This is a genomic window from Agromyces terreus, assembly GCF_009749465.1.
Lineage (GTDB): Bacteria > Actinomycetota > Actinomycetes > Actinomycetales > Microbacteriaceae > Agromyces > Agromyces terreus.
The window spans coordinates 455348-478791 of sequence record NZ_WBIS01000002.1 but is presented as its reverse complement, the minus strand read 5'-3'; the positions used below and the strand labels follow the sequence as shown (position 1 = coordinate 478791).

Genomic DNA, 23444 nt, shown 5'->3' with positions numbered 1-23444 from the left:
GGAGTCCCATGGACGGCCCGCTGCTCGCCATCGACCGCCTCGACGACCGCCCCGTCATCGTGCAGATCGTCGAGGCCATGCGCGAGGCGATCCTCACGGGTGCCCTGCGGCCCGGCGACCGCGTCGCCTCGACGCGGGTGCTCGCCGCCGAACTCGGCACCTCGCGCAGTTCGGTCGTGAGCGCCTACGAGCACCTCGCGGGCGAGGGCTACCTCGAGCAGCGTCAGGGCGCGCCGACCCTCGTCGCCCGGCTCGACGCGGTCGACGGCGTGCGCCGGGCGGCGGATGCCTCGAGCACGCGCCGCCCCGCGGCATCCGTCGCCCCTTCCGAGACGACCGCACCGACCGCGCCCGCCGCCCAGCACCCCGCAACGGCCGCGTCCGTCGGCGACGGCGGCCGCCCAGACGGCTCCGCCGTTCCGCGCGTCGACCTGCGTCCCGGCCGGCCGTCGACCGCGCGCCTCGACGACCGGGTCTGGCGTGCGGCCTGGCGCCGTGCGGCCGCGATGCCGGTGCCGAGCGACGACCCGCCCCGATTCGGCGAGCCCGTGCTGCGCGAGGCGATCGCCGACCACGTGCGGCACGCCCGAGGCTTCGCCTGCGATGCGGAAGACGTCGTCGTCACCGCGGGCACGAGCGAGGCGATGGGACTGGTCGGCACGGCGCTCGGCGACCTGATGGGCACGCGACCGATCGTCGCCGTCGAGGACCCGGGCTATCCGAACGCCCGACAGGTACTCGCCCGGGCCGGCGCCGCGCTCGTCCCGGTCGAGGTCGGCGACGACGGCCTGCGCGTCGACCTGCTGCGCGGCCTGACGCCGCCGGCCCACGCGATCCTCGTGACCCCGAGCCACCAGTACCCGCTCGGCGGCCGCCTGCCCGTCGCCGAGCGCCTCGAACTGCTCGACCACGCGCGCCGCACGGGCGCGTTCGTCGTCGAGGACGACTACGACAGCGAGTTCCGCCACGTCGGTCCGCCGATGCCGACGCTCGCGTCCCTCGACGGACCGGGACCGACGGATGCCTCGGGCGGCTCTCGCGAGAACCGCCGCGTCGTGCTCATCGGCAGCTTCTCGAAGGTCCTGAGCCCGTGGCTGCGCCTCGGCTACGCGGTGCTCCCCCACGACCGCCGGCTCCGCGACGCCTTCGAACGCGTGCGCGAGGAGAGCCCGTCACCGGTGGCCGGCATCGTGCAGATCGCGGTCGCGCACCTCCTGACCACCGGGGCCCTGCGCCGCCACATCGCGGCCACGCGCCGCGACTACGCGCATCGTCGCCGGCTGGTGCTCGCCGCGCTCGGCGACCTGCCGGGCACGCAGCTCGTCGGCCTCGACGGAGGACTGCACGCCGTGCTGCGGCTCCCCGACCACGACCTCGTCAACGCCGTCATGCGGCGGCTGGATGCCGCGGGCATCGCGGTCGCGCGGCTCGCCGAGTACTCGCTCGACCCCGCCTCCGGCCGGCCCGGCCTCGTGCTCGGATACGCGGGCGTCGGCGATCGGCTGCTCGCCGACGCCCTCGAGCGCATCCGGGCGGCGGTGTCGGAGTCGACCCGATAGCCTCTCCGGATGGATCCCGTCACGGTCACGCTCGAACCCTGGAGCCCATGGCCGCTGATCTACCCCCTGATCGTCATGGTCGCGGGGGCGGTCATGACCTTCTTCGGGCAGTTGCGCAGCCGGCGCTGGATGCGCGACATCGGCACCGTGGTGCTCGTCGGCGGCGGCCTCGCGAGCGTCCTGCTCTTCGCGTTCCTGTCGGGCACGTGGGACCAGGCGCAGCGGACCGCCGCGCTCGAGGAGCTCGGCTACGTCGACCCGACCTTCGGGGGCGGCACCGGCATCGTCGGCGGTCAGCCCGGCGACATCGACTTCAACGCCGTGCGCGACGGCGAGCGCGTCACGGGCAGCCTCCAGTGGCAGGGCGACGACCGGTGGCTCGTGGTCGAGGGCACGGGCTGAGCGCACCGACCGAGCCCGCCGCCTGAAGCCCGCCGGCCGGTCGAACGCCGCCGGCTCAGGCGAACAGCGCCTGCCCCACGTACTCCCCCGAGCGGATGCCGCCGGGCACCGCGAAGATCGCCGACCCGACGTGCTTGAGGTACTCGTTGAGCCCGTCGGCCGCGAGCGAGCGCTGCACGGTGATGAACTGCTCGGGCGAGCGCTGGAACGAGAGGAAGAACAGCCCGGCGTCGAGGCGGCCGAGCTCGTCGTTGCCGTCGACGAAGTTGTAGCCGCGGCGCAGCATCCGCACGCCGCCGTTGACCGTGGGGTGCGCGAGGTGCACATGCGAGGTCGGGGCGATCAGCGGCGCCCCGGTCGGGCCTTCGGCCTCGAAGTCGGGCTCGGTGAACTCGGTGCCGCCCGAGAGCGGCGCCCCCTCGCCCTTCGAGCGGCCGACGAGCGTCTCCTGCTCGCCGAGCTGCACGCGATCCCAGTTCTCGATGATCATGCGGATGCGGCGGGCCACGAGGTACGAGCCGCCCGCGAGCCACGCCGGCCCGTCGCCGTCGTCGACCCACACCTGGTCGTCGACCTCGGTCGTCTCCTCGGCCTTGACGTTGGCGGTGCCGTCCTTGAAGCCGAACAGGTTGCGCGGGGTCGCCTGCGTCGTCGAGGTCGACGAGGTGCGACCGAAGCCGAGCTGCGACCAGCGCAGGCTCGCCCGGCCGAAGGCGATGCGGCTGAGGTTGCGGATCGCGTGCACGGCGACCTGCGGGTCATCCGCGCAGGCCTGGATGCACAGGTCGCCGCCGCTGCGCTCGGGCTGCAGAGCGTCGCCCTGGAATCGGGGCAACGCCTCGAGCCGGGCGGGCCGCCGAGCGGCGATGCCGAACCGGTCGACCCCGTCGGCGTCCTCGAACAGGCCCGGCCCGAAGCCGAACGTGATGGTGAGGCCGCTCGCGGGCAGCCCGAGCGCCTCGCCCGTGTCGGCCGGCGGCGCGTAGTCCGACCCGCCGACGGCGCCGCCCTCGGCGACCTCGAGGCCCTGCGAGAGGCGGGCCGCGGCATCCGTCCAGTCCCGGAGGAGCTCGATCAGGCCGTCGCGGTCGAGCGTGGCCGACACGTCGAACGCGGCGAAGTGCAGGCGGTCTTGGGCGGGCGTCACGATGCCCGCCTGGTGCTCGCCGTAGAAGGGGTATGCGGATGCCGCGGCCCCGGCGCTCGCGTTCGCCGCACCGTTCGACACGGCGACGCCGACGCCCGCCGCCCCGACCGCGACGCCGACCGTCGCACCCGCGGCGCCCGCGCCGAACAGGCCGAGCAGCTGGCGCCGGCTGACCCCGCCGTCCGCCGGTCGAGGAGGCGCGCCAGCGCCATCCGCCGGTCGAGGAGGCGCGCCAGCGCCATCCGCCGGTCGAGGAGGCGCGCCGGCGCCGTCTCGAGACCCGACCTCGTCGGACCTCGACACGCTCGCTGCTTCGTCGCGGCCTGCTCGACCCGCGGACCCCTCGGTCATCAGACCCCGAGAATGGTGCTCGTCAGCTGGGAGAGCGGCTCGGCGAGCGCGTTGACCTGGTCGCTCAGCGCCTTCTTGTCGGCGTCGGTGAGCTCGGCGTAGTTCACGAAGCCCTCGTCGAGCGAGCCGTAGGTGCCGAGCAGGCCGTTGAGCGCGGTGAACTGGTCGTCGATCTCCGTTGCGAGTGCTGCGCCGTCGTCGCCCTTCGACTCGGCGAGCGCGCGCACCGCGCCGAACGCGACGTACGCGCCCTGCACGTTGGCCGAGAAGTCGTAGAGGTCGGTGCCCGACCACCAGTCCTCCTCGCCGGTGATCTTGCCGGCGGCGACCTCGTCGAGCAGGCCGATGGCGCCGTTCGAGATGTCGGCGAGGCTCACCGTGAAGTCGTCGGCGGTCACGAGGGTGTGCAGTTCGGTGATGTTCTCGACCAGGCCGTCGGCGTACGCCTGGCGCTCTTCGGGCGTGGACGGCGCCCAGTCGAGGAACGCGTCCTGACCGTCGGAGTTCAGGTCGCCCTGCGCCGGCGGCCAGAGGTCCTTCTCGATGCGGTGGAAGCCGGTCCAGTCGATGCCGTCGGCCACGGCGTCGACCTCGCGGAAGTCGATCTTCGGGTCGAGGTCGCCGAACGCCTCCGCCGTGGGCTCGATGCGCTCGTAGGGCACACGGGTCGTGGCGAAGAGGGCGCGAGCGGCCTCGTCGTCGCCGGCCGCGTACGCGTCGGCGAGCTCCTGCACGAGGGGCAGCAGTTCGGAGGTCTGCGAGCGCACGTACGCGAGGTACTCGGTGACGGCCTGGTCGCTGAGCTCCTGCTCGTCGGCCGAAACCTCGGACGCCTCGCCCGTGACGGTGAAGGCGGCGAGCCCGACGGGCGCGCCCACCTGCTGGAACTTGCAGGCGGTGTAATACTCGCCCGGCTCGAGCTGGGCGACGAAGTCGACCTTCTGGCCCGGGGTGACGTTCTCCTTCTCGCCCACGATGCGCAGCTGGTCGTCGGCGAGGATCTCGAACTCGTTGACATCGGTGCCGGTGTTCTCGAGCGAGAAGGTCACGGCGCCCGCGGCGGCGGTGTCGACCGAGACGGCGCACGCGTCGTCGGTGATGTCGACGGCCACGGCGTCGGCGAGGTCGGCCTTGGCCACGCACCCCGAGAGGGCGAGCGCGAAGACGATCGCGGTGGCGGATGTCGCGAGGACACGTCGATTCATGGGTGCTCCGGTCTGTGGAGGGGCGGATGTCGCGGGTCGGTCAGTGGGTGTCGACGGGCGTCGGTTCGAGCGCCGCCGGCTCAGGGGGCGCGGATGCCTCGGCCGTCGTGGTCTTCGCGGCTGCGGCGGCGGCTCGCGCCCGCCCGCGCCGACGCAGCATGAGCAGGTACAGCGGCACGGTGACCGCCACGTAGCCGACCCACGCGAAGACCTGCGCCCAGGTCGGCTCGGGCGTGAAGTTGAAGATGCCGGCGAGCACGGTGCCGTACCAGCTGCCCGGCGGCACGAGGCCGGTGAGGCTGTAGGCCGGTGCGCCCCAGCCGGGGATGACGGATGCCTCCTGCAGATCGCCCACCCCGTAGGCGAGCACGCCGGCGGCGACGAAGATGAGGAAGAGGCCGGTCCACGTGAAGAAGCGGCCGAGGTTGAAGCGCACGAGGCCGCGAGAGATGCCCCACGAGATGACCACGGCGGTGAGGATGCCGAGCACGGCGCCGAGCGTCGCGTAGAGCGGTTCCGCCCCGCCGGCGGCGTTCGCCCACACGAAGAGCGCGGTCTCGATGCCCTCGCGCCCGACGGAGAGCGCTCCGAGCAGCACGATCGCGAACCACGAACGGTCGATCGCGGCATCCATGCTGCTGCGCAGTTCCTTCGACAGGGTCGCGCCGTGCGAGCCCATCCAGAACGTCATCCAGGTGACCATCGCGACGGCGACGATCGAGAGCGTGCCGCCGAGGATCTCCTGCGCCTGGAACGTCATCGCGTACGGGCCCCACGTGAGGGCCGCGCCGACGCCGAGCGCGACGGCGATCGCGAGGCCGATGCCCGCCCACAGCCGGCCGAGCAGGTCGCGGCGGCCGAGCTTGCCGAGGTACGCCACCAGGATGCCGACGACGAGACCCGCCTCGAGGCCCTCGCGGAGGCCGATCAGGTAGGTGGCGAGCACAGCGGTCTCCGGAAATGGTCTGGCGGGAGGGGTAGCGAAGGCTTACCTTACTCCTCTGCCACGGCGCCGCAAATCGCGCTTTTCAGGAGCCCATGTGGGCAGCAGGGCCGTTTCGGGGTCGATGCGACGCCGAACGGCCCCGCGAGCCCACATGGGCTCCTGAAAAGAGACACGGTGTACGGCGGAGGACGCACGCCGTAGCGTGGAGCTGTGCTGACTCCTCCGAACACCCCGAAGCGCCCCATCGAACGCACGCACCACGGCGACACGGTCATCGACGACTACGAGTGGCTGCGCGCGAAGGACGACCCAGAGGTCATCGCTCACCTCCACCAGGAGAACGCGTACACGAACGCGCGCACCGAGCACCTCTCCCTGCTGCAGGAGCAGCTCTTCGAGGAGATCCGCGCCCGCACGAAGGAGACCGACCTCTCGGTGCCGACACGCGAGGGCGACTGGTGGTACTACTCGCGCACGGTCGAGGGTCAGGAGTACGGCATCCACTGCCGGGCCCCCATCGCCGGCCCCGACGACTGGACCCCGCCGGCGCTCGAGGCCGATGAGGCGTCGGTCGAGCCCGTCGAGGCCACGGCTGGTCTCGAGACGCGTCCTCCTGCGTCGGGCGCTCCTCGACCGGCGGAACCGTCGGGCGCTCCTCGACCGGCGGAACCGTCGGGCGCTCCTCGACCGGCGGCGGCGGCCGGCCTGCCCGGCGAGCAGGTGCTCCTCGACGACAACCTCGAGGCCGAGGGGCACGAGTTCTACTCGCTCGGCAGCTTCGACGTGACCGCCGACGGCGCCACGCTGCTCTACGGCGTCGACGTCGAGGGCGACGAGCGGTACACGCTGCGGTTCCGCGCCCTCGACGACCCCGAGCGCACCATCGACGACGTCATCGAGGGCACGAGCGGCGGCGCGATCTTCGACCCCTCCGGTCGCTACGTGTTCTACGCGACGGTCGACGAGTCGTGGCGGCCCGACACCATCTGGCGGCACGAGGTCGGCACCGGGGCATCCGCCGACGTGCAGGTGCTGCACGAGCCCGACGAACGGTACTGGCTCGGCGTCGGCCTCACCCGCAGCCGTCGCTACCTCGTCATCGAGGCCGGCTCCAACATCACGAGCGAGACCCGCCTGCTCGACGCCGACGACCCGACCGGCGAGCCCCGCATCGTCTGGCCGCGCAAGGAGGGCGTCGAGTACGACGTCGAGCACGTCGTCGCGGGCGGCAAGGACCGCCTGCTCATCGTCCACAACGACGGCGCCGTGAACTTCGAACTCGTCAGCGTCGCGGCATCCGACCCCCAAGGGCCACGCCGCATGCTGCTGCCGCACAACGAGCAGGTGCGCATCGAGGGCGTCGACGCGTTCCGCGACTTCGTCGCGCTCGAGTACCGGCGCGACGGGCTGTCGCGGGTCGCGATCGCGAAGCTGCCCCCGGCGGGCATCCCGGCCGACGCGACACCCGACGACACCCTGCACGAGCTCGCGTTCGACGAGGAGCTCTTCACCGTGGGCCTGCGCGGCAACCCCGCGTGGGAGCAGCCGATGCTGCGGCTCGGATACACGAGCTTCGTGACGCCCTCGACGGTGTTCGACCTCGTCGTCGCGACCGGCGAACGCATCGTCCGCAAGCGCCAGGCCGTGCTCGGCGACTACGACGCGACCCGTTACGCGCAGCGACGCGAGTGGGCCGTCGCCAAGGACGGCACCCGCGTCCCGATCTCGCTCGTCTACCGGCACGACCTCGTGAACCTCGGCGAGCCCGCGCCCACGCTGCTCTACGGGTACGGCTCGTACGAGGCATCCATGGACCCCGGCTTCGGCATCCCCCGCCTGTCGCTCCTCGACCGCGGCATGGTCTTCGCGATCGCGCATGTGCGCGGCGGCGGCGAGATGGGCCGCCTCTGGTACGAGCACGGCAAGAAGCTCGAGAAGCGCAACACCTTCACCGACTTCGTGGCGGCGGCGCGCCACCTGATCGAGGAGGACATCACCGCCCCCGACCGGCTCGTCGCCCAGGGCGGCAGCGCCGGCGGACTGCTCATGGGCGCCGTCGCGAACCTCGCGCCGAAGTACTTCTCGGGCATCCTCGCCGAGGTGCCGTTCGTCGACCCGCTGACCTCGATCCTCGACCCGTCGCTGCCGCTCACCGTCATCGAGTGGGACGAGTGGGGCAACCCGCTCGACGACGAGGAGGTGTACCACTACATGAAGTCGTACTCCCCCCTCGAGAACGTGCACGCGGTCACGTACCCGCCGATCCTCGCGGTCACCTCGCTCAACGACACCCGCGTGCTCTACGTCGAGCCCGCGAAGTGGGTCGCGAAGCTGCGCGAGGTCGGGGCCGACCCGCTGCTGAAGATCGAGATGGCCGCCGGTCACGGGGGCGTCTCGGGCCGGTACTCGGCCTGGCGCGAGCGGGCGTTCGCCTATGCGTGGGTCATCGACCGGGCCGGAGCGCACCCGAGCGGGGAGTAGGACGGTACACCGAGGCAGGGCGGATGCCGCGTGGCAGGCGCCCGCCTCGGCGAGATCAGCGCACGACCTCGTACGTGACGTGCGTGGCGAGCGGCGTCGCAAGCACGTCGACCGGCTTCAGGGCGATGCCGCCGGCGCCGCCGAGCTGCACCCCGTCGAAGAGCCGCTCGCCGGCGCCGAGCGTGATGGGCGCGATGCTCAGCACCAGGCGGTCGAGCAGGCCCGCGTTCAGGGCCTGCCGCACGGTGCTCGCGCCGCCCGCGATCGAGATGTGCCCCGTGGGCCCGGCCGCCTCACGGGCCCGCGCGAACGCCTCCTCGATGCCCCCGGTCACGAAGTGGAACGTCGTGCCGCCCTCCATGACCTCGGGCTCGCGGGCGTAGTGCGTGAGCACGAAGACCGGCGCGTGGTACGGCGGATCTTCGCCCCACCACCCGCGCCACGAGGCATCCGGCCACTCGCCCCGGATCGGCCCGAACATGTTGCGCCCCTGCACGACGGCCGCCACGCCCAGGATCGTGTCGATGATCGACTGGCTGGAGTCGGGATCGTCGAACATCCAAGCGTGCAGGCGTTCGGCGCCCTCGCCGAGGGGGTTCTCGAGCGACTGGTTCGGCCCGGCCACGAACCCGTCGAGCGAAGCGGTGATGGTCGCGACCGCGAGGCCGTCGTCGATGCTCATGCGCGGGACGCTACTCCGGGCCTCCGACAGCGGGCAGACCGGTTGCCGTCGGAACGCGCCGACCAGTCGGCTACCAGCCGCCGAAGGCGTCGTCGAGGGCGTCGCGCTCCTCGCGCCGCTGCCGCACCTCGCCGAGGTCGCGCATGAGGTCGGCCGCGACATCCGCCATGCGATCGTCGCGCTCGGCGATGTAGGCCTCGTCGATCTCGATGTCGGGCCAGTCGCGAGCCAGGCGCTGCTCGATCGCGTCGGAGAGCTCGGCCCAGGCATCTTGACGGGCGCGCTCGGCGAACTGCGCCAGGTACTCGTCGTCGGCGCGGAGCTCGCCGAGGCGCTTCGCCACGGCCTCGTTGACCCGCTCGCGCAGCCGCAGGTTCCAGGAGTCGGCGCGGTGGTAGTCGTGCTGATGCGCGGAACGGCCCTCACGCCTCGCCGCGGACTCGCGCTCGGTCTCGGCCCACTCGGCGACCTGGTCGAGCTCGTGGATGAGCTCGCGCAGCACCTCGCGCGCCTCGGCCGACGCGCGCTCGCTGTCGAACGGCTCGTCGCCGCGAAGCGCCCGCACGATGATGCGGTTCTTCAGGGCCATGCGGCCGGCGGCCTCGGCGACGATCACACCCTCGTTGAAGGTCTCCTCGAAGGTCAGGGGCTCGGCCTCGGGCAGCGCGGAGCGGTCGAACGGGGTGAACCGTCGACGCTTGCGCCTGCTCCACCACGCCATGCCGTTCACCTCGCCTCCGTCGCCTTCGGGCACCCGCCCCGACGCCGCGAGATCGCCGCGGACCGTCGATCGAGCCTATCGCGCGCCCCTCATCTCGGCCCCGATCGTGTGGGCGGTCCCGCGTAGCCTGCTGGCATGCAGCGAGCGGATGCCTCAGGGCAGGCCTGTCGGCTCACCGACGCCTCCGGCGTGCGGTGCGGGCGACCCGTCGCGGCATCCGTCCGGGGGCCGAGGCACGACGAGCCCGCGGCATCCGGCGCCCTCGACCTCGCCGACGACCTCGCCGACGACCTCGGACTGTGCGCGATGCACCTGCTCGGGGCGTACGATCGCGTCGCCGCCGAGGTCGGCGTGACCGATCTCGCGCCCTCGCCATGTCGGGCGTGCGGATGCCGCGTGGGCGTGCGCTACCCCTCGGGCTGGCTCTGCGCCGACTGCGAGTGGGCCGCCGGCGAGGTGCCCGACCCCGAGCTGCTGCCCGTGCGCGTCGAGATCGTCTACTACGTGCGCCACCGCGACCAGGTCAAGATCGGCACGTCGGCGAACCCGCGCCAGCGGCTCTCGGTCGTGCCGCATGAGGAGGTGCTCGCGTTCGAGCCGGGCGGGCGACGCGTCGAGCGGCGCCGGCACGAGCAGTTCGCCGAGCACCGGTTCGCGGGCACGGAGTGGTTCGCGCGGCATCCGGCGCTCACCGAGCACATCGAGGCCCTCGCGCTCGGCGTCGACGACCCCTGGGCCGAGTACGACCGCTGGGTGAGCCGGCGGCACGCCGCGCGCGGCTGACCCGCCTGGCGCGCGGCCACGCACGCCCACCAGTCGCAGAAATTCAGGAGCATCGGCTGCACAGGGTGCTCACCGCACCCGTGCCCCCGGATCTCCTGAATTTCGTGGAGGAACAGCTCGTTCGATGCCCGGGCTGTGGCGCCCCGCGTCAGGCCATGCCCTCGGCGGTCTGCTCGAGGTCGGACTTCGGCCGCTCGCGCTGGGTCGCGATGGCGGTGCCCGCCGCCCCGCAGACGATCGCGATCGCCAGCACCTCCACGAGCGTGAAGGTCTCGGAGAGCACCAGCCATCCGAAGATCGCCGCGATGACGGGGCCGAAGCTCGTGATGATCGAGTACAGCCGGGGCGAGATGCGCCGCAGGATGAACGTGTCGAGGCTGTACGGCAGCGCCGAGGAGAGCACCCCGACCCCGAGCAGGAGCAGCACGACGCCCCAGTCGAAGGCGGCCGGGTCGAAGGTCGCCACCGCGAACGGCACGAGCAGCACGAGGCTCACGATGCTCGCGACGGTCAGGCCCTCGAGGCCCGGCAGGCCGACGGCGACGCGGCGGGTGAGCACGATGTAGAGGGCCCAGGTCGCGGCCGCGGTGAGGGCGAGCGCGACGCCCCACGGGTCGACGGCCGAGGCATCCGACGCTCCGGGCCCGATGAGCAGCACGACGCCCAGCCCCGCGGCGACGGCGCAGCCCACGTCGAGCAGCCGGCGCGACGTGGCGAGCGCGATCGCGAGGGGGCCGAGGAACTCGATGGTCGCCGCGATGCCGAGACCGAGCAGGTGCACGGACTCGTAGAACGCGATGTTCATGACCGCGAGCACGACGCCGAGCGCGAGGGCGGGCCACAGGCGCGACCAGGTGAGCTCCGCCCGCTTCGGACGGTAGAAGGGCAGCACCGCGACGAGCATCACGAGCTGGCGCACGGCGACGACCACGAACGATCCGACCACCGGGATCACGAGGCCCGCGAGCGAGGAGCCGAAGTTGATCGACACCTCCGTGCCGAGCTGGGTCGCGGCTCCGGTGAGGCGACGGCGCTGCAGCGCGGCATCCGTCATCGCGGGCGTCGGTGAGGAATCGGGCACCGTACGAAGATACGTGCATCCGCAGACTGGCCATCACAAATGTTAGCGACTAACATTCAAGGCATGGAGCACCCCACGAAGCGCGAGCGCACCACCGCCGCGCTCGTGCACGCCGCGCTCGACCTGTTCGAACGAGGCGGCTACGAGCAGACCACCGTCGGCGAGATCGCGCGCGCGGCCGGCGTGACCGAGATGACGTTCTTCCGCCACTTCCCGACGAAGGAGGCGGTGCTGCTCGACGACCCCTACGATCCCGAGCTCATCGCGGCCGTCGGGGCCCGCCCGGCGAGCGAACCGCCGTTCCTCCGAGCCGCGCGGGGCGTGCGCGGCGCCTGGCGCTCGCTGCCCGAACCCGAGACGCCGGTCATCCGCCGCCGCATCCGCATCATCGCGCTGACCCCGTCGCTTCGGGGTGCCATGTGGCGCTCGACCGGCAACACCGAGCGGGCGCTCGTCGAGCAGCTCGTCGCCGACGGCGCGGCGCCCGCCGTCGCGCGGGTCGCCGCGGCATCCGTGCTCGCCGCGCTCGTGAGCGGGCTGTACGCCTGGGCCGAGGCCCCCGACGGCTCCCTCGCGGAGGCGATCGAACTCGCCCTCGACGTCATCGACGTGCGGCCGTGAAGGCCGTGCGGCGAGCGGTCCTCGAGGCCCGCGCCATCGCGCGGGAGTTCCCCGGCGGCGCGGGCGTGCGGGGCATCGACCTCACCGTCGCGGCGGGCGAGATCCACGCCGTCGTCGGGCTGAACGGCGCCGGCAAGACGACGCTGATGCGCCTGCTGCTCGGGATGCTCCGCCCGCAGGCGGGCACGGTGCGACTCGACGGCGTCGAGATCGCGGATGCCGCGCCGCAGGCCTGGGCGGGCGTCGGCCATCTCGTCGAGCACCCGCTCGCCTACCCCGAGCTCGACGTGCGCTCGAACCTGCTCGTGTCGGCGCGCCTGCACGGCATCCCGCGCGAGCGGGCCGAGGCGCTCGTCGCGCGAGCCCTCGCCGAGTTCGACCTCGAGCGGTACGCGCGCGTGCGGGCGAGCCGACTGTCGCTCGGCAACCGGCAGCGCGTCGGCCTCGCCGGAGCCCTACAGCACGACCCGGGCCTCATCGTGCTCGACGAACCCACCAACGCCCTCGATCCGGCCGGGGTGATCCTCCTGCGCGAGGCGCTCCTCCGCCGCGCCGGCGCCGGCGCGGGCGTGCTCGTTTCGAGCCATCACCTCGACGAGGTGGCCCGCATCGCCGACCGCGTCACCGTCGTCAACGCGGGGCGCGTGATCGGGAACCTCGATCCGGCGGGCGTCGACCTCGAGCGGGCGTTCTTCGCGCTCGTGCACGCCGACGACGTCGAACGACCGCGCGCATGAACGCGATGCTCGGCACCGTCGTCGCCGTCGAGGCGCGCAAGGCGCGTGCCTCGCGGGTCATGATCTGGATCACCGTGATCCTCGTCGGCGGCCTCGTCGCGCTCACGGGCGGCATGCTGCTCGGCGCGGCATCCGGCGACGAGCAGGTGCTCGCGAAGCTCGGCCCCCTGGCCGCGACCGGCGGATGGGCGGGCCTCGTCGGCGTCGTCGTGCAGATCGCGGCCGCCGGCGGGCTGCTCGCGTTCGGCGTCGCCCTCAGCTGGATCTTCGGCCGCGAGTTCGCCGACGGCACGGTCTCGGGCCTCTTCGCGCTGCCCGTGCGGCGACCGACGATCGCGGTCGCGAAGCTCGTCGTCTTCGCCGTCTGGGCGCTCGGCGTCGCCGTCGTGCTCACGATCGCGGTCGCGCTCATGGGGCTCGCGCTCGGCTACGGGGCGACGGATGCCGCGGGCGCCGCGGAGCTCCTGCGCGTGCCCGTGCTCGTGGTGCTCACCGCCCTGCTCGCCGTGCCCGCGGCATGGGCGGCGACCCTCGGCCGCGGTCTGCTCCCGGGCATCGCCGCCACGGTCGGCATCATCGTCGTCTCGCAGGTCTCCGCCGTCATCGGCGTGGGCGTGTGGGTGCCGTTCGTGGCGCCCGCCCTGTGGGCCATCGCGCCGTCGCAGGTGCCGCCGGTCGCGCTGCTCGCCGTCTCGTCGGTGCCGTTCGTGTTCGGCTCGCTATGCGCGCTCGCGTGGGGGCGTCTGCAGCTCGACCGGTGAGCGGCGCCGGGCGCGGTGAGCGGCGCCGGGCGCGGTGAGCGGCGTCGGGCGCGGCGTGCGATGTGGGGCGGGCCTCCGCGGCGCCGGGCGCGGTGTCGCAGGCCGGTCGTAGGCTCGCAGCGTGGCCACCCTCGACGATCTGCGCCGCACCGCCGACCGGCTGCCCGGCAGTGAGGAGCGCGCCGCCACGGGCGGTGCCGCGTGGTTCGTGCGCAACAAGCTCTACGCGTGGGAGTGCCACCCGTGGCCGAGCATCCCCGAAGACGTGCGCGCCATCGTCGCGACCGAGCTCGTGGTCGGCGTCAAGGTCGCCGACCCGGTCGACGCCCTCGCCCTCGTGCAGATGGCGCCCGACGTGTTCCTGCGCACCACGACCCCGTGGGGCGAGCCGAAGATCGCGTTCCGCATGGCGGGCATCGAGGGCGACCACCTCGCCGAACTCGTGACCGAGGCGTGGCGGGTGCAGGCCCCGAAGTACCTCGTGCGCGAGTTCGACGAGCTCGACCGGGGTTGAACGCTAGGCGCGTTCGACCGGCATCCACAGCTCGCAGGTCGCGGTGCTGAAGTCGTCGGCGCGCTCGAGCACCGCCACGATCGAGGGGCCCGGCCGCAGGCGCCACGGGTTCGAGGGGAACCAGTCGGTGGCTGTCGCCGCCCACGTCGACTGGAGGGCGGCCGGATACGGGCCCTCGGTTCGGAACACCGCCCAGGTTCCGGCAGGCACGTCGATCGCATCGAGACCATCGGGCACCTCCGACGACTCGACCACGGCGACGCCGTGCAGGTAGGTCAGTTCGCTGCCCTCGGCGAAATCGGCGTCCACGTCGGCGCTCACCTGGAGGAGGCCGGCCGGTTCGGTGTCGCCCAGCGCCTTCAGTCGAGCGTGCTCGGTCGCGGGCAGCGAGGCGATGAACGCCTGGATGTGCGGGTTCGCGCCCTCGTGGATCAGCGGCACCCGGGCCGAATGCCCGATGAGTCGGAAGGCGGGGCGGTCTGCGATGCGGGTGTCCATGGGGGTGTTCCCTTCTACGGTCAGGCGGAACCTGAGCTGCGGTTGCGTGCGAAGGGGGCCGCCATCTCGGCGCACGTCAGCCGGGTTGACGCCGTGCACCGACCGGAACGCCCGGTTGAACGCCTCGGTCGATCCGTATCCGAATCGCACCGCGATGCCCAGCAGGTCGCCCTCGCCGAGCACGTCGGCCACGGCGACCGACATGCGACGTCGCCGCACGTACTCGGACAACGGCATGCCCGCCAACGAGGAGAACATCCGCCGCAGGTGGTATTCCGTGGTGCCCGAGTCGCTCGCCAGTTCTGCGAGGTCGATCTCCTCCGTGAGGTGCTGGTCGACGAATTCGACGAGGCGGTTGAGAACGCCGATCACGGTTTCTCCCTTCGTGTTGTCTCAAGCCTGCGCTCCCGGCTCGACCCGCACCCGACTTTCACGGACCGGTTCGATCGTGTGCACCCGCCGTCGTTCGGCGACCACGAGCCGGCAGGGAGTTCAGTCGGTCGGCGGGCGCCGCAGGCGCTTGACGTCGGTGCGCCGCCTCTTCGCGCTCAGCCGGCGCTCCTTGGAGCCGCGAGTCGCGCGGGTCGGTCGCCTCGTCGGCGACGGCGGCCGCATCGCCTCGGCCACGATCTCGGCGAGTCGAGCGCGCGCGGCATCCCGGTTGCGCAGCTGCGCACGGTGTTCGGATGCCGCGATCGTCAGCACTCCGTCGACCAGGCGACTGCTCAGGCGCTCGAGGATCCGTTCGCGTCGGATCGGCGTGAGGGCGGCCGAGCCGGCCACGTCCCACACGAGTTCCACCCGGGAATCGGCGGTGTTCACGCCCTGGCCGCCGGGCCCCGACGACCGCGAGAACCGCCAGGAGAGCTCGGACTCGGGGATCGTGAGTCCGGCGTCGACCCGGAGGCCGGGGCGGTGGGCAGCGGGCATGAGCCCATCATCCTCGCTCCGGTCAGCCCCCGGCGAGCCGGGCACGCGCCGCGGCGAGCGCGGCACCCGTTCCGGGCGACGGCACCTCGGCCACGATGAAGCCGTCCCGCCGCACGAGGTAGACCCGGTAGCGGCGCAGCCGGCCGTGCGGGTCGGGGCCGAACACGTGCGCCTCGACGCCCAACTCCCCCGCGATGCGTCGCACCGCGCGCTCCGGCACGCCGTATCCGTGCAGCTGCCAGCGCATCGACCGCAGCGCGTCGAAGTTGTCGCCCGTCCACGGCAGACGGATGCCGAGCAGCCCGTCGTCGCAGGCGGGAGACGTCGCGCCCGCGACATCCGGAAGCCCATAGCGGATGCGCGTCTGCGAGACGAACCCGAACACCCGCGGCAGGCCCAGGAGGCGAGGGATCAGCCGCACCGCGACGGGGCCGACCGCCGGGACCACCCGCGACCGCATGAGCCGCGCCCGGCGCGTGTCGCTCGTCACCAGCCCGAACAGGCGGTCGGTCGTGTCGACGAGCGTCTTGCCGACGGGCCGGCGCTCGGCCTCGTAGCGATCGAGCCGCGCCTCGGGCATGCCGTCGACGAGCACGTCGGCGAATGCGCAGGCGAGGTTGTGGGCGTCCTGGAGGCCGGTGTTCATGCCCTGCCCGCCGACCGGCGAGTGGATGTGCGCGGCGTCGCCGACGAGGAAGCACGGACCGTTGCGGAATCGGGCGGCGAGCCGGTGGTGCAGCCGGTAGGTCGTGAACCACGCGGATGCCTCGTACTCGACGCCGAACTCCCGCCGGAAGACCCCGCGCGACTCCTCCTCGGACGCCTCCCCGTCGGGGCCGAGGTCGTCGTCGCGCACGACGCCGATGAGGCGTGCGCGATCGCCGCCCATGCCGAATCCGAGCATGATGTGCCGCTCGCTGAACCGCACGTTGATCGCCTGCGGCTCGAGGCCGCGCATGCCGATCGCGTCGGCCAGCGTGAACGTGAACGCGTTCGTCTCGCCCTCGAACGGGATCTCGAGCTCGCGCCGCACCGTCGAGTGCGCGCCGTCGGCGCCGACGCAGTACCGTGCGCGCACGGTGACGGTCGCGCCGCCTTCGCCAGAGACATCGCCCGTCGCGAGCGTGGCCAGAGCGGATGCCGCGGAGTCGGCCGACCCGTCGCCCGGCTCGATCGACAGCCGTTCGAGGCGGTGCCCCCACCGCACCTCGCGTCCGAGTTCGCCGAGCGCGTCGACGAGGAGGCGCTCGTTCGCGGACTGCTCGAACACGGTGATCTCGGAGTGGGGCGTGACGTCGCGCCCGGCGAGGGCGAGGTCGACGCGGCCGAGCTCTCGATGCCCGGCGCCCGGGATGAAGGTCGTCGCCGGGGAACGCCGCGCGAGCACGCGGTCGACGAGGCCGAGCTGGTCGTAGAGCTCCATCGACCGCGCCTGCACGACGAGCGCGCGCGACTCCCGGGTCGGTCCGTCCTTGCCGTCGACGACGATCGCGTCGACCCCCAGGCGAGCGAGGCAGACGGCGAGCATGAGCCCGCTCGGGCCGGCACCGACGATGAGCACGTCGGTGACGAGCGGGGCGGATGCGTCGGCCGGAGCTTGCGGCGCCATGCGTCCCACCTTGGCACCGCGGTGCCGCCGCACTCAAGGCCCCACGAGCGGCGCCGCGGTGCCAGACTCGTACCCGTGGCAGAAGACGGATCCGGCAGCGCGACGCCGTCGGGCGAGACGGCGCCCTCGGGCGACTCGCTCGTCACCGTGATCGTCGCCCTCGTCGTGAACGCGCTCATCGCGCTCGCGAAGTCCGTCGCGGCCGCGCTGACCGGCTCCGCGTCGATGGTCGCCGAGGCGGCTCACTCCTGGGCCGACACCGGCAACGAGGTGCTGCTCGTGATCGCGGAGCGCCGCTCGCGGCGGCCGTCGGATGCGCGGCATCCGCTCGGCTACGGCAAGGACGCCTACGTGTGGTCGATGTTCGCCGCCTTCGGGCTCTTCACGGTGGGCGCGGCGGTGTCGATCCAGCACGGCATCTCGGAGCTCGTCGACCCCGAGCCGGCGAGCGACTACGTCGTCGCCTACGCCGTGCTCGGCCTCGCGTTCGTGCTCGAGGGGATCTCGTTCATCCGCGCCTTCCGGCAGGCGCGCAGCGACGCGCAGCGACGCCGGGTGGGCACGCTGCACCACGTCTCGCAGAGCTCCGACCCGACCCTCCGGGCGGTGTTCGCGGAGGATGCAGCCGCGCTCATCGGCCTCGCGATCGCGTTCCTCGGCATCCTGCTGCATCAGGTCACGGGGTCGCCGGTCTACGACGCGATCGGGTCGATCGCCGTAGGCGTGCTGCTCGGGGTCGTCGCGGTGCTGCTCATCGGCCGCAACCGGGCGTTCCTCATCGGCGAGGCGGTGCCGCCCGAGGTGCGCTCCGACATGCTCGGCGAGCTCCTCGCGCTGCCCGCGGTCGATCGGGTGTCGTTCCTGCACATGGAGTTCATCGGCCCGGGCCGGGTGCTGCTGATCGCGGCGGTCGACCTCGTCGGCGACCGCGGAGAGGCGGATGCCGCACGCGAGCTGCGACGGCTCGAGGCAATGCTCGAGGCCGACGCCCGGGTCGAGCTCGCCTCGCTCACCCTCGCGGCGCCCGGCGGCCCGGCCCTGCGCCCGACGGCCGAGTAGGCCGCCCGCGCCCCGCCCGCCGGTCGAGGAGGCCGCCGCGGCCACGCCCGCCGGTCGAGGAGGCGCGCCAGCGCCGTCTCGAGACCCCTGCCCTCACAGGTCTCGAGACGCTTCGCTCCTCGACCGGCGGCACCGGGTCGTCTCGAGACGCTTCGCTCCTCGACCGGCGGCACCGCGTCGTCTCGAGACGCTTCGCTCCTCGACCGGCGGCAGCGCACGCCTCAGAGCATGAGGTCGGATTCCCCGTAGAGCCGACGCCACCCTGCGGCGGCGAGGGTCTGCGGCAGCACGTCGGCGACGACGAGGTCGGGCATCGAAAGCCCGGTGATCGCGGCGATGTCGGCGACGGGCACCTGGAACGTGCGGAACGGCCCGAGCGGCGGCGCCTCGCCGGGCGCGGGCGCGACGATCTCACTCGTGTCGACGAGCGGCGACTGGTCGAGCACGAATCCCGCGGTCGCGAGCTCGCCGGCGCCCGGGCCGCCCGCGCCCGACCGGTTCCAGGCCGCGATCTTCCAGAAGCGCAGGGGCACGCGGATGCCCCGATACGGCGGATCGTCGTGCCCGAGCACGGGCGCGGTGAACACGCTGAGCCGCAGATCGTTGGCCTCGGCGTGCTCGAGCACGTGGTCTTCGAGGCCGAGCCAGAGCTCTGGGGACTGGTTGAACCCGCCCGCCTGCGGTGCCGCGTTCGTGAAGTGGAACGTGTCGCTGTTCGCACGGGCGGCGACCTCGGGCGCGCCCCACACGGGGTCGCGGCGGCGCACGAGGTGCCCGCGGTCGAGGTCGTTGCGGGCGTAGACCGCGGGGCCGGCCTGCCAGTCTTCGGGAACACGCTCGTCGTAGCGCCAGTCGTCGCCGCGCGGCACGTCTCGCAGGGCGGCGCCGTCGATGTTGACGCCCGTGACGCGCGCGAACCGCCGCACCGAGTCGAGCACCACGGTGAAGTGCACGTAATCGAGGCCGACGGATGCCGCGGCATCCGCCTCGCTCACTCGCGGCAGCGCCGCATCGATGCCGAGGAAGCGTTCGTCGAAGCCCATGCCCCCACTCGACCACACACCGCCGACATCTGCCAGGTGCCGGCCCGGGGTCTCGAGACGCTGCGCTCCTCGACCGCCGAAACCCGTCTCGAGACCAGCCCGGCCCCGACCGCCGGTCGAGGAGGCCGCCCGCGGCCGTCTCCAGACCAACCCGGCCCCGACCGCCGGTCGAGGAGGCCGCCCGCGGCCGTCTCGAGACCAACCCGGGGTCTCGAGACGCTGCGCTCCTCGACCGCCGAAACCCGTCTCGATCCGCGAGTATCTCCAACCCAAGCCCGTCCAGACGCACGAATTCTGCGCATGATTCACGTTCGACGCGTGATATTGCGCGTATCGGGGCCGTATGCGACGCTGAATCCCATGAGCACCGACCGACGCACCGGCACCGCACCGGCCGACCCCACGCGCATGCACGCCGTCACCGACGAGACCGAGGCCATCGTCGATCTCGTCCTCGACTACTCGCGGCGCCGCATGCTCGCCGAGGACACGCCCCTCGACAAGCCGTTCTCCCCGGCCGAGCTCAACCGCCTCGCGGGCCGCACGATCGACGAGCAGGGCATCGGCGCACGCCGCGCGCTCGCGATCTTCGAGCACGTGCTCGCGCCCGCCTGCATCACGACCGACCACCCCGAGTACCTCTCGTTCATCCCGATCGCGCCGACGAACGCGGCGACGGCGTTCGACCTCGTGGTCTCGGCCTCGGCCATCTACGGCGGCTCTTGGCTCGAGGGGTCGGGCGCCGTGCACGCCGAGAACGAGGTGCTGCGCTGGCTCGCGAACGAGTTCGGCTTCCCGTCCACCGCGGGCGGCGTCTTCGTGCAGGGGGGCACGCTCGGCAACCTGTCGGCGCTCGTCGCCGCACGCGAGAGCGCGCGGGCCCGTCTCGCGGCGGCCGACCCCGAGGCATCCGCCCCCCGCTGGAAGGTCGTCTGCAGTTCCGAGGCGCACTCCTCGATCGCCTCGGCGACCCGCGTCATGGACGTCGACATCGTCGCCGTGAAGCCCGGCCCCGACGGACAACTGCGCGGCGACGCGGTGCGCGCCGCGCTCGAGGAGCACGGGGCATCCGTCTTCGCCGTGGTCGCGACCGGCGGGTCGACGAACTTCGGCATCGTCGACGACATCGCCTCGATCGCGGCCCTGAAGGACGAGTTCGACTTCTGGCTGCACATCGACGGCGCCTACGGGCTCGCGGCCATGCTCTCGCCGCTCGCGCGCGACCGGTTCGCGGGCGTCGAGCGCGCCGACTCCGCGATCGTCGACCCCCACAAGTGGCTGTTCGCCCCGTTCGACGCGTGCGCGCTCATCTACCGCGACCCCGACGCCGGCCGCCGCGCGCACACCCAGCACGCGGAGTACCTCGACACCCTCACCGAGACCCCCGAGTGGAGCCCGAGCGACTACGCGATCCACCTCACGCGACGGCCGCGCGGCCTGCCCATGTGGTTCTCGCTCGCGACGTACGGCGGGGCGGCGTACCGCGAGGCGATCGGGTCCTCGCTGCAGCTCGCGCAGGACATCGCCGACGAGATCCGGCGACGCGACGGCTTCACGCTCGTGCGCGACCCGCAGCTCTCGGTCGTCGTGTTCGAGCGCGACGGCTGGACCCGCGAGCAGTACGCCGCCTGGTCGGCGAAGCTGCTCGACGACCAGCACGCGTTCGTCACGCCGAGCTCGCACGGCGGCCGGCCGAACACGCGGTTCGCGATCGTGAACCCGCTCACCACGTTCGAGCAGCTGACGTCCATCCTCGACACGATGCAGTAGGCGGCCGCCTCGGCTCCATCCGGCGCCGAGTTGCAGGAAGAATCGGGCGACACGCGCACGGCGCCCGGGCGCACACCGGCGTTTCGCTCAGTCCTTCCTGCAATACGACGACGAGCAGGGCGGATGCCGCAGCGCGGCCGGCTACGCGATGTTCGCGTTGTCCCGGAAGAGGTTGTCGGGGTCGACGCGGCGCTTGATCTCCCGCAGGCGCTCGAGCGTGGCGGGCGGATACGCCGCCGCGACGTGCTCGGGACCGACCTCGGTCTCGAAGCTCAGGTAGGCGCCCGCCATGTGCGGGGCCATGAGCTCGTTCCAGCGTTCGTTCGTGGCGTGCCTCGCGGACCCGATGGCCGAGACCGAGAACTCCGCGTCGCGGTGCGCGTACGCCGTCGCGTCGGCGGGCACGTCGTGCACGGCTCCGCCGGCCGCGCGGATCTGGAAGAACGGCGTCGCGCCACTCTCGAGGAACCTTGCGGCATCGCGCGCGAACTCGGGGGTGATGCGGCCGACGAGTCCGGATCGCGCCATCGGCTCCCCCTGACCCGCGTGCGTCGTGTCGGCCGCGTTCGAGATGACGGCCTCGTAGGTCGTGAGGCGCACCTCCTGGCCGACGAGTGGCGCGACCTCCGCGAGCGGCTGCAACCGCGCGAGGATCGTGTCGGGGTCGGCCGAGTCGACCACGGCCATGACCTGCGCGATCATCGGCTGACCCGGCCGGGGCGCGCCCATGAGCAGGAAGCTCGTGAGGTCGCGCGGCGCATCGACGACCCAGTCGCCCCACGCCTGCAGGAACCCGGCGGCATCGCTCGCGTCGAACGCGAGCTGCGCGAACCCGATCTCGCCGACCTCGTCGACCTCGAACTCGAAGGCCGTCGCGATGCCGACGTTCGCCCCCGCACCGCGGGCGGCCCAGAAGAGATCCGGATGCTGCGCGGCATCCGCTCGCACGATGCTCCCGTCGGCGAGCACGAGCTCGACGGCCCGCACGTGATCGATCGTGAGGCCGTGCTCGCGCACGAGCCAGCCGATGCCGCCGGCCGTCGCGAGCCCGCCCACGCCGACGCCGCCGTAGTCGCCCGAGGAGAGCGCCCAACCGTGCGGTGCGAGGAACGCGGCGACGTCCATCCAGCGGGCGCCCGCCTCGACGCGCACGAGCCGGCGCTCGGCGTCGAGCACCCGGAGGTCGCGCATGCCCGAGAGGTCGATCACGATGCCGCCGTCGTTCGTCGACCGGCCGCTGATGCCGTGGCCGCCGCTGCGGACCCCGAGCGGCACGGCGGGGTGCCGTCGGGCGAACGCGACGGCGTCGGCGACCTCGGCGGGCGTGGTCGGCTGCAGCACGATGCCGGGCGTGCCGCCCCGCATGTAGGTCGACTTCACGCGCGAGTATCCGGCGTCGCCCGGTTCGACGGCCTTGGCGGCAAGCGACGCCGGGACGCCCTCGTAGTCGATGCCGTCGCGGCGCTTGGCGCGCACCGCTGAGCTGCGCATCTCGCCGGCCGTCGCGGTCGCCCGCGGTGCGGCATCCGCGCCCCGCCCGTCGGCACCGACCGCGCCCGCGGCATCCGTCGCCGAAGCATCGCTCCGGAGCTCGTCCGCGACCGCCTCGCGGAGGGCCGGCGCGACCTCCTCGGCGAAGTGCACGATCGTCGACGGGTCGTCGCTCGCGAGGATGAAGGTGCCGATGCCGTCGTCGAGCACGAGGCCGAGCATGTGCTCGACCCACTGCTCGGCCGGCCCGTCGAACGGGCCGCGCCCGCGAGCGCCCGAGAACCGGCCGCCGATGTTCAGCAGCCGACGGATCTCGCGCGGGTCGCGCCCTGCCGCGATCGCGGCCTCGTCGATCGCCGCGTTGCCGCGTGCGAGATCGCCGGACTGCAGGTACCCGTACGAGGGCAGCCATCCGTCGCCCTTGCGCCCGATGAGGCGGAGCATGCGGGGCTTCAGCGCGCCGATCCAGATCGGGATGTTGTGGGCGGGCGCCGGCCCCCGCTTGGCGCCGTCCACGCGGTGGTAGGTCCCGTCGACGACGAACCGGGTGCGTTCCTCGGCATCCCACGTGCCGCGGATCACGTCGATGGCCTCCGAAAGCGCGTCGACCGCCTGCCCCGGCGTGAGGTGCGGCCCGCCCATGGCGGCGATCGGGTCCCAGAACCCGCCGGCGCCGAGCGCGAGGTCGAAGCGCCCGCCCGACAGGAGGTCGAGGCTCGCGGCCGCGCGGGCCAGCACGGCGGGCGGTCGCAACGGCACGTTGGCGACGTTCGCGGCGACGTGGATGCGCTCGGTGCGCGCGGCGACCCAGGTCAGCAGCGTCTGCGTGTCGTGGAACGCGGGCTGGTACGGGTGGTCCTGGAACGTCACGAGGTCGTAGCCGCTCGCCTCGGAGAGTTCGGCGAGTCGCACCGCCGCCTGGGGCGGGTCGTTCCTCGGGGTGATGAAGGTTCCGAACCGCAGGTCGTGTCCGTAGTGCATGCTGCTCCGATCTCGTATGCACCCTCGACTCTGCCGCACCGGGACCGTCGATGGCGAAACACTGGTAAGCTG

Annotated in this window: 21 protein-coding genes; 10 read left to right on the top strand and 11 right to left on the bottom strand. The window is 72.9% G+C overall.

Features of this window, described 5'->3' with window-relative positions:
- Nucleotides 1-8 precede the first annotated feature (8 nt).
- Both pdxR and GQQ92_RS07320 read left to right on the top strand, forming a co-directional pair.
- A complete protein-coding gene (pdxR, locus tag GQQ92_RS07325; protein ID WP_197738132.1) occupies nucleotides 9-1559 on the top strand; it encodes a MocR-like pyridoxine biosynthesis transcription factor PdxR in 1551 nt (516 codons plus the stop codon).
- A gap of 9 nt (nucleotides 1560-1568) precedes the next feature.
- Entirely contained in the window at nucleotides 1569-1961 is a 393-nt protein-coding gene (locus GQQ92_RS07320; protein ID WP_156998561.1) for a hypothetical protein, read from the top strand.
- Between the two features lie 55 nt (nucleotides 1962-2016).
- Here the strand turns inward: GQQ92_RS07320 and efeB are convergent, their stop codons facing one another.
- From efeB to efeU, 3 genes are read right to left on the bottom strand one after another with little or no spacing between them, the layout of a single operon-like run.
- The gene (gene efeB / locus GQQ92_RS07315) at nucleotides 2017-3411 is read right to left on the bottom strand and encodes an iron uptake transporter deferrochelatase/peroxidase subunit (RefSeq protein WP_269149154.1); all 1395 of its coding nucleotides are present in this window, start codon (nucleotides 3409-3411) and stop codon (nucleotides 2017-2019) included.
- 47 nt (nucleotides 3412-3458) lie between these two features.
- Nucleotides 3459-4664: an iron uptake system protein EfeO gene (gene efeO, locus GQQ92_RS07310; protein WP_156998559.1), complete on the bottom strand. Its 1206-nt coding sequence runs from the start codon at nucleotides 4662-4664 to the stop codon at nucleotides 3459-3461.
- Between the two features lie 40 nt (nucleotides 4665-4704).
- A complete protein-coding gene (efeU, locus tag GQQ92_RS07305) occupies nucleotides 4705-5610 on the bottom strand; it encodes an iron uptake transporter permease EfeU (RefSeq protein ID WP_156998558.1) in 906 nt (301 codons plus the stop codon).
- Between the two features lie 210 nt (nucleotides 5611-5820).
- On the opposite strand from efeU, the gene GQQ92_RS07300 reads away from it, so the two are divergent.
- Nucleotides 5821-8091 (top strand): S9 family peptidase, encoded by a 2271-nt coding sequence (locus GQQ92_RS07300; protein ID WP_156998557.1) that lies wholly within the window; start codon nucleotides 5821-5823, stop codon nucleotides 8089-8091.
- A gap of 55 nt (nucleotides 8092-8146) precedes the next feature.
- On the opposite strand, the gene GQQ92_RS07295 is transcribed toward GQQ92_RS07300, so the two are convergent.
- Together GQQ92_RS07295 and GQQ92_RS07290 are read right to left on the bottom strand one after the other, a co-directional pair.
- Nucleotides 8147-8773 carry a dihydrofolate reductase family protein gene (locus GQQ92_RS07295; RefSeq protein WP_156998556.1) on the bottom strand — a complete coding sequence of 209 codons (627 nt, stop codon included), beginning with the start codon at nucleotides 8771-8773 and terminating at the stop codon, nucleotides 8147-8149.
- Nucleotides 8774-8843: 70 nt separating this feature from the next.
- A complete protein-coding gene (locus tag GQQ92_RS07290) occupies nucleotides 8844-9494 on the bottom strand; it encodes a hypothetical protein (protein ID WP_156998555.1) in 651 nt (216 codons plus the stop codon).
- Nucleotides 9495-9629: 135 nt separating this feature from the next.
- On the opposite strand from GQQ92_RS07290, the gene GQQ92_RS07285 reads away from it, so the two are divergent.
- Nucleotides 9630-10277, top strand: a complete 648-nt coding sequence (locus GQQ92_RS07285) for a GIY-YIG nuclease family protein (RefSeq protein WP_308206749.1) — start codon at nucleotides 9630-9632, stop codon at nucleotides 10275-10277.
- 148 nt (nucleotides 10278-10425) lie between these two features.
- Here GQQ92_RS07285 and GQQ92_RS07280 read toward each other — a convergent pair whose 3' ends face one another.
- The gene (locus tag GQQ92_RS07280; RefSeq protein ID WP_232057557.1) at nucleotides 10426-11358 is read right to left on the bottom strand and encodes an EamA family transporter; all 933 of its coding nucleotides are present in this window, start codon (nucleotides 11356-11358) and stop codon (nucleotides 10426-10428) included.
- A 63-nt stretch (nucleotides 11359-11421) separates the two neighbouring features.
- On the opposite strand from GQQ92_RS07280, the gene GQQ92_RS07275 reads away from it, so the two are divergent.
- The 4 genes from GQQ92_RS07275 (at nucleotide 11422) to GQQ92_RS07260 (ending at nucleotide 13991) form a co-directional block, all read left to right on the top strand.
- A complete protein-coding gene (locus tag GQQ92_RS07275) occupies nucleotides 11422-11979 on the top strand; it encodes a TetR/AcrR family transcriptional regulator (protein WP_156998554.1) in 558 nt (185 codons plus the stop codon).
- On the top strand, nucleotides 11976-12716 hold the full coding sequence (locus tag GQQ92_RS07270) for an ABC transporter ATP-binding protein (protein WP_232057556.1): 741 nt from the start codon (nucleotides 11976-11978) through the stop codon (nucleotides 12714-12716). The genes GQQ92_RS07275 and GQQ92_RS07270 overlap by 4 nt, the downstream gene beginning before the upstream one ends.
- Nucleotides 12713-13477: an ABC transporter permease gene (locus tag GQQ92_RS07265; protein ID WP_156998553.1), complete on the top strand. Its 765-nt coding sequence runs from the start codon at nucleotides 12713-12715 to the stop codon at nucleotides 13475-13477. Before GQQ92_RS07270 ends, GQQ92_RS07265 begins: the two co-directional genes overlap by 4 nt.
- A 121-nt stretch (nucleotides 13478-13598) precedes the next feature.
- On the top strand, nucleotides 13599-13991 hold the full coding sequence (locus GQQ92_RS07260; RefSeq protein WP_156998552.1) for an MmcQ/YjbR family DNA-binding protein: 393 nt from the start codon (nucleotides 13599-13601) through the stop codon (nucleotides 13989-13991).
- A 3-nt stretch (nucleotides 13992-13994) separates the two neighbouring features.
- Here the strand turns inward: GQQ92_RS07260 and GQQ92_RS07255 are convergent, their stop codons facing one another.
- The 3 genes from GQQ92_RS07255 to GQQ92_RS07245 all read right to left on the bottom strand — a co-directional run bounded on the left by GQQ92_RS07255 (nucleotide 13995) and on the right by GQQ92_RS07245 (nucleotide 17028).
- Complete coding sequence (locus tag GQQ92_RS07255) at nucleotides 13995-14861, bottom strand: AraC family transcriptional regulator (RefSeq protein WP_156998551.1); 867 nt, start codon at nucleotides 14859-14861, stop codon at nucleotides 13995-13997.
- A gap of 120 nt (nucleotides 14862-14981) precedes the next feature.
- Nucleotides 14982-15419: an alternative ribosome rescue aminoacyl-tRNA hydrolase ArfB gene (gene arfB / locus GQQ92_RS07250; protein WP_156998550.1), complete on the bottom strand. Its 438-nt coding sequence runs from the start codon at nucleotides 15417-15419 to the stop codon at nucleotides 14982-14984.
- 22 nt (nucleotides 15420-15441) lie between these two features.
- The gene (locus GQQ92_RS07245) at nucleotides 15442-17028 is read right to left on the bottom strand and encodes an FAD-dependent monooxygenase (protein WP_156998549.1); all 1587 of its coding nucleotides are present in this window, start codon (nucleotides 17026-17028) and stop codon (nucleotides 15442-15444) included.
- Nucleotides 17029-17103: 75 nt separating this feature from the next.
- Between GQQ92_RS07245 and GQQ92_RS07240 the strand changes: the two genes are divergently transcribed.
- Nucleotides 17104-18087, top strand: a complete 984-nt coding sequence (locus GQQ92_RS07240; protein WP_156998548.1) for a cation diffusion facilitator family transporter — start codon at nucleotides 17104-17106, stop codon at nucleotides 18085-18087.
- A 221-nt stretch (nucleotides 18088-18308) separates the two neighbouring features.
- On the opposite strand, the gene GQQ92_RS07235 is transcribed toward GQQ92_RS07240, so the two are convergent.
- The gene (locus tag GQQ92_RS07235) at nucleotides 18309-19130 is read right to left on the bottom strand and encodes a DNA/RNA non-specific endonuclease (RefSeq protein ID WP_156998547.1); all 822 of its coding nucleotides are present in this window, start codon (nucleotides 19128-19130) and stop codon (nucleotides 18309-18311) included.
- Between the two features lie 360 nt (nucleotides 19131-19490).
- Between GQQ92_RS07235 and GQQ92_RS07230 the strand changes: the two genes are divergently transcribed.
- Nucleotides 19491-20900, top strand: a complete 1410-nt coding sequence (locus tag GQQ92_RS07230; RefSeq protein ID WP_156998546.1) for a pyridoxal phosphate-dependent decarboxylase family protein — start codon at nucleotides 19491-19493, stop codon at nucleotides 20898-20900.
- A 141-nt stretch (nucleotides 20901-21041) separates the two neighbouring features.
- Here GQQ92_RS07230 and GQQ92_RS07225 read toward each other — a convergent pair whose 3' ends face one another.
- On the bottom strand, nucleotides 21042-23372 hold the full coding sequence (locus tag GQQ92_RS07225) for an LLM class flavin-dependent oxidoreductase (protein WP_156998545.1): 2331 nt from the start codon (nucleotides 23370-23372) through the stop codon (nucleotides 21042-21044).
- Nucleotides 23373-23444 lie beyond the last annotated feature (72 nt).

Excerpts from the sequence above, each read along its gene's own strand:
- pdxR (WP_197738132.1), top strand. The coding sequence starts at position 9 with ATGGACGGCCCGCTGCTCGCCATCGACCGCCTCGACGACCGCCCCGTC.
- GQQ92_RS07320 (WP_156998561.1), top strand. The coding sequence starts at position 1,569 with ATGGATCCCGTCACGGTCACGCTCGAACCCTGGAGCCCATGGCCGCTG.
- efeO (WP_156998559.1), bottom strand. The coding sequence starts at position 4,664 with ATGAATCGACGTGTCCTCGCGACATCCGCCACCGCGATCGTCTTCGCG.
- GQQ92_RS07295 (WP_156998556.1), bottom strand. The coding sequence starts at position 8,773 with ATGAGCATCGACGACGGCCTCGCGGTCGCGACCATCACCGCTTCGCTC.
- GQQ92_RS07290 (WP_156998555.1), bottom strand. The coding sequence starts at position 9,494 with ATGGCGTGGTGGAGCAGGCGCAAGCGTCGACGGTTCACCCCGTTCGAC.
- GQQ92_RS07285 (WP_308206749.1), top strand. The coding sequence starts at position 9,630 with ATGCAGCGAGCGGATGCCTCAGGGCAGGCCTGTCGGCTCACCGACGCC.
- GQQ92_RS07275 (WP_156998554.1), top strand. The coding sequence starts at position 11,422 with ATGGAGCACCCCACGAAGCGCGAGCGCACCACCGCCGCGCTCGTGCAC.
- GQQ92_RS07265 (WP_156998553.1), top strand. The coding sequence starts at position 12,713 with ATGAACGCGATGCTCGGCACCGTCGTCGCCGTCGAGGCGCGCAAGGCG.
- arfB (WP_156998550.1), bottom strand. The coding sequence starts at position 15,419 with ATGCCCGCTGCCCACCGCCCCGGCCTCCGGGTCGACGCCGGACTCACG.
- GQQ92_RS07245 (WP_156998549.1), bottom strand. The coding sequence starts at position 17,028 with ATGGCGCCGCAAGCTCCGGCCGACGCATCCGCCCCGCTCGTCACCGAC.
- GQQ92_RS07235 (WP_156998547.1), bottom strand. The coding sequence starts at position 19,130 with ATGGGCTTCGACGAACGCTTCCTCGGCATCGATGCGGCGCTGCCGCGA.
- GQQ92_RS07230 (WP_156998546.1), top strand. The coding sequence starts at position 19,491 with ATGAGCACCGACCGACGCACCGGCACCGCACCGGCCGACCCCACGCGC.
- GQQ92_RS07225 (WP_156998545.1), bottom strand. The coding sequence starts at position 23,372 with ATGCACTACGGACACGACCTGCGGTTCGGAACCTTCATCACCCCGAGG.